Here is a 4,598-nt window from a genome sequence, read left to right as displayed (position 1 = left end):
GCTGGATGTCGTTGATCCACTGCTGGTGGGTCAGGTCCGCATTGGCGGGGGCGGCGAAGCCGAGGACGGCGGCGGTCAGGCCTGCGGCGACGGCGGTGGTGATGGTGGCGAATCCGAAGTTCTTCATGATCGTTCTTCTTTCGTGAGTTCTGCTGGTTTGTGGTCCGGTTGGGAGGCCTTCCCGGCCGGTCTGATGGGTATAACCAGCAGGTCAGCGGGTTGATTTCCGCTGGCAGTGATTGAGCGGCGGTTGGCAGGAATCGACCCCCGCGCCACACGCCCCGGCCGCGAGTTCTGCAGCAGGGTCGCGATCTGTGCGGTGAAGTAGCCCTCACGCAGATCTCGGCGGGCGGACGTCGCCGTGGCGGGTAGGGCGGGCTGCTACGCGGTCTGCGGTTGCTTGGGCTGACCAGGCTCCTCGACGGCCGACGTCACGACGCGACCGAAGACCATCGACTCCTCGATCCGATCGAAGCGGCGGTCGATGGCGTCCAGCACATAGTTGTGCCGCACCTTCCACGGTCGCCGGACACCGGATCGCGGCAGCGCGTTCGGGGCCCGTTGCACGTACCCGGACTGCAGGTCGAACGTGGGCTTCTCCTTCATCGGCGTAGCGCCGAGGTGCGGATACGCATGGGTGTATCCGTGCTCCCCCAGGTAGGCGATCAACTTCGCGACGGCACGCGCCGTCATGTCGGCCCGCAACGTCCACGATGCGTTGGTATAGCCGATGCACCACGCCATGTTCGGCACGTCTTCGAGTAGGTGCTCCTTGTAAACGAATCGCTCGGTGGGCTTGATCTCGTCGCCGTCGATGCTCAGCGAGATGCCGCCGAGTGCCTGCAGCTGCAGACCCGTCGCCGTGACGATCACGTCGGCCTCGATGCGGCTACCCGACTTCAGTGCGACGCCCGTGGCGTCCACGTGGTCGATGTGATCGGTGACCACCTCGACGCGACCCTGGGCGATCTCCTCGTAGAAGTCGCCGCCGAGAATGACGCACAAGCGTTGATCCCACGGGTCGTACCGCGGCTTGAAGTGGGTATCGACGTCGTAGCCCTCGGGAAGGTAGCGCATTGCCGTCGCTCGGGCGAGCTTCTTGAAGGTGTCGGGCGCCTTGCGGGCGAACGCGTAGCTCCCAACGGTGACCAACTTGAAGTAGAAGCGAACCAGAGCGTGAGAAACTCTGCGCGGCAGCATCTTTCGCAAGGCGTTCATCACCGGACTGACCCGCGAGATCGACATGAGGTAGGTGGGCGAGCGCTGCAGCATGGTGACGTGCGACGCCTTCTTGGCCAGCGAGGGGATCATGCTGATGGCGGTGGCACCGCTACCGATGACGACGATGCGCTTACCCGAGTAGTCCAACGACTCCGGCCAGTACTGCGGATGGACGACCTCGCCGGTGAAGTCTTCGATCCCCGGGAATTCGGGCGTGTAGGGCGCGTCGTAGTCGTAGTAGCCCGTACCGAAGAACAGGAAGCGGCCCCGATGACTCTTCTGGGTGGGACCGTCAGGGCCGACGTGCTCGGTGCGCACCGTCCAAGTGTCCGTCGACGAGTCCCAGTCGGCCGAGCGGACGCGCGTGTTGAAGCGGATGTGACGGTCGATTCCGTTCTTGCGCGCGGTCTCTGTCAGGTACTCCCGAATGTGCGCACCATCGGCCATGTTCTCCGGCCGGGTCCACGGCTCGTAGGAGTAGCTCAGCGTGAAGATGTCGCTGTCCGAGCGGATGCCCGGGTAGCGGAAGAGGTCCCACGTCCCGCCGATCCGTTCGCGTCTTTCCAGCAACGTATAGCTCAGCCCAGGGTTCTTCTCGTGGATGCGGTACGCCGCCCCGATGCCCGAGATGCCTGCGCCGATGATCAGTACATCTGAGTATTCCGCCTGGTCGTCCACGGAGAACCTCCCTTGGTCCTGCTCCGTACCATCCCCCACGATAGGGCGTCAGCCGTTCAGGGCGTCGACTATCCGGGCCAATGAATCCGACCGGATGGGTGCCGGCTGGTAGACGCACACCTCATCGCTGATGCCCGCGACCCGGTCCCGGATGTGCGCGGCGATCTCCGTCGGCGTGCCGCACGCTGCGATGGTGTGCAGCACGTCGTCGTCGATGAGTCCACCCATCTCCTGCCAGCGCCCCTGCTTCGACAGCGCGTGCAGCTCGGGCTGCAGGTCACCCCACCCATGCACGTCGAGAACGGGCCGATAGGCGGGCGTCGACCCATAGAACGCGAGCAGTTGGCGTGTCGAGGTGTGCTGCGGATCCTCATCGCTCACCGACACGATGATCTCGGGAACGACGGCGAAGTCATCGCGGCTGCGACCCGACGCCGCCAACCCTTCGTCGACCTTCGGCATCGTGGCGTCGTGCAGGAACCGCTTCGACCCGAACGGCATGACCAGCAGGCCATCGGCCACCTCTGCGGTCGCCCGGGTGAGCCGCGGCCCCAGCGCACCGACGTAGATCGGGGGCGGCCCGTGCGGAATGGACTTGGGCGTGAAGTTCGGCGTCATCAGGGTGTGGCGGTAGAACTCACCCTGGAAGTTCAGCCGCTCGCCGGTGGTCCACGCCTCGAAGATCGCCCGCAGCGCCCCGATCAACTCGGTCATCCTCGCGACGGGTCGGTCGAAGCTGGTGCCGAAGCGCTTCTCGATCTGGGTGCGGATCTGCGTACCTAGACCAAGGACGAAACGGCCGTCAGAAAGCAGCTGATGATCGATCGCTTGATGCGCAAGGTGAATCGGATTGCGCGGGAACGAGATTGCCACGTTGGTCATGAGATCCAGCCCGCCGACCGTCGAGGCCAGCGTCAACGGCGCGAACACGTCGTGCGGTCCCTCGAAGGTGAACACGCCCGTCGCGCCCGCGTCCCGCAGCTCCCTGGTCCGGTCGATCGCATCCGTCGGCCCGAACAACGCTGTCATGACCTTCACGCGTGAGACTCTAGTCACGTGTCCATCTCTGCCGGCGACGATGAGCGCTCGCGCGAGGAACAGACCACGGCCGACGTCGTCGTCATTGGTGCCGGCTTCGCCGGACTGACGACGGCGCGCAATCTGACCGCGCTCGGGTACGACGTGAAAGTGCTCGAAGGCCGCGACCGCGTCGGCGGCCGGTCTTACACCACCACCATCGCCGGGGTTCCGGTCGACCTGGGCGCGACGTTCGTCGGGCCCACCCAGACCGAGGTGCTCAAGCTCGCCAAGGAGCTCGACTGCCCGACCGTGCGCACGCACGCAGCGGGGACGAACCTGATCCGCTGGCGCGGCCGGGTGCGGTCGTACCGCAGCACCATCCCGAAGCTATCCATCCTTGAGCTGGTTGACGTTTCGCGGATTCAGTGGCGCTTCGAGCGGCTGAGCACGCAGGTTCCCGTGGCCGAACCGTGGGCCTGCGCCATCGCGGAAAGGCTGGACCACCAGACGCTGGAGGGGTGGCTACGGTCGGTGCACGCAGGGGCCAGTACGCGTGACCTGATGGCGATCATGTCGAGGGTGACGTGGGGTTGCGAACCCTCCGACGTGTCGATGCTGCACGCGGTGCGCTACGTCAGGGCGGCGGGTGGCATCGGGTCGATGCTCGACGTCGAGGGTGGCGCCCAGCAGGACCGCTTTTCTGCGGGTACCCAGCAGATCGCGCTGGCGATGGCGCGTGATCTCGACGGCCGGGTGACCCTCGGCGCACCGGTGCGGCGCGTCGAGCACGCGGACGGTGGCGCCGTCGGCGTGGTCTCCGAAGGCAACCGTGTTCAGGCCAAGGCTGTCGTGCTCGCCATCCCGCCCGCGCACCGCGTTGGCATCGCGTTCGACCCCCCGCTACCGGAAGGGTATACCGAGCTGGCGGCGAACTGGCCGCAGGGCAATCTGAGCAAGGCGTACGCGGCGTACCAGACCCCGTTCTGGCGGGCGGAGGGCCGTTCCGGCGAGGCGCTGTCCGACGAGGGGCCGGTGTTCATCACGTTCGACGTCAGCCCATCCGATGACGGGCCAGGGATCCTCCTCGGGTTCACCGACTCGCGCACGTTCGACCCACTCCCGGCCGATGCGCGTCGAGCCCGTGCCCTCGGCTGCTTTGCGACGTTGTTCGGTGATGCCGCGACCGATCCGATCGACTACGTGGATCACTGTTGGGGCGCAGAGGAATTCGCTCCCGGCGGACCGACGGCAGCGGTACCTCCGGGGTCGTGGACGTCCTATGGCAAGTGGTTGCGCAAGCCCGTCGGCGGAATCTTCTGGGCGGGTACGGAAACCGCCGACCAGTGGACGGGTTTCCTCGACGGAGCGGTGCGCTCCGGGCAGCGGGCCGCGGCCGAAGTCGACGCCTATCTACGCGGATCGGCGCCGCGTTAGTCTCGAAGCGTTTTGTCGGTGCCCGGTGTGATGATGGTGTCATGTCTTCGACGGCAACCGATTTCGCTCCTGCCGGGGTGGGCCCGCAGGAACGTCTCGAGGTGTTGTTCGCGGAGTTGGCCGAGCTGACCGGCCAACGCAACGCCACCGACGCCCGCATCGTGGACATCATCGCCGAAATCGACCGCGACGGCATCTGGGGCGCCACCGGATGCCGCTCCATCGCCGCGCTAGTGGCCTGGAAG

At 66.2% G+C, this 4,598-nt stretch carries 4 protein-coding genes; 2 read left to right on the top strand and 2 right to left on the bottom strand.

Annotated elements, in window-relative coordinates; translation table 11 throughout:
- Positions 1 to 381: 381 nt before the first annotated feature.
- Positions 382 to 1,899, bottom strand: coding sequence for a flavin-containing monooxygenase (locus tag ABW137_RS33020; RefSeq protein ID WP_526406687.1), 1,518 nt, complete (start codon positions 1,897 to 1,899; stop codon positions 382 to 384).
- Between the two features lie 48 nt (positions 1,900 to 1,947).
- On the bottom strand, positions 1,948 to 2,928 hold the full coding sequence (locus ABW137_RS33015; protein ID WP_526406689.1) for an LLM class F420-dependent oxidoreductase: 981 nt from the start codon (positions 2,926 to 2,928) through the stop codon (positions 1,948 to 1,950).
- Positions 2,929 to 2,955: 27 nt separating this feature from the next.
- On the opposite strand from ABW137_RS33015, the gene ABW137_RS33010 reads away from it, so the two are divergent.
- Positions 2,956 to 4,353 (top strand): flavin monoamine oxidase family protein, encoded by a 1,398-nt coding sequence (locus ABW137_RS33010; RefSeq protein ID WP_526406685.1) that lies wholly within the window; start codon positions 2,956 to 2,958, stop codon positions 4,351 to 4,353.
- 41 nt (positions 4,354 to 4,394) lie between these two features.
- Positions 4,395 to 4,598, top strand: a 204-nt coding sequence (locus tag ABW137_RS33005; RefSeq protein ID WP_526406683.1) for a DUF222 domain-containing protein, incomplete at its 3' end; no start/stop codon positions are given.

This window comes from Mycobacterium sp. (assembly GCF_040509115.1).
In the GTDB taxonomy this organism is placed as follows: Bacteria; Actinomycetota; Actinomycetes; order Mycobacteriales; family Mycobacteriaceae; genus Mycobacterium.
This window is presented reverse-complemented; position numbering and strand designations above follow the sequence as displayed.

Excerpts from the sequence above, each read along its gene's own strand:
- ABW137_RS33015 (WP_526406689.1), bottom strand. The coding sequence starts at position 2,928 with ATGACAGCGTTGTTCGGGCCGACGGATGCGATCGACCGGACCAGGGAG.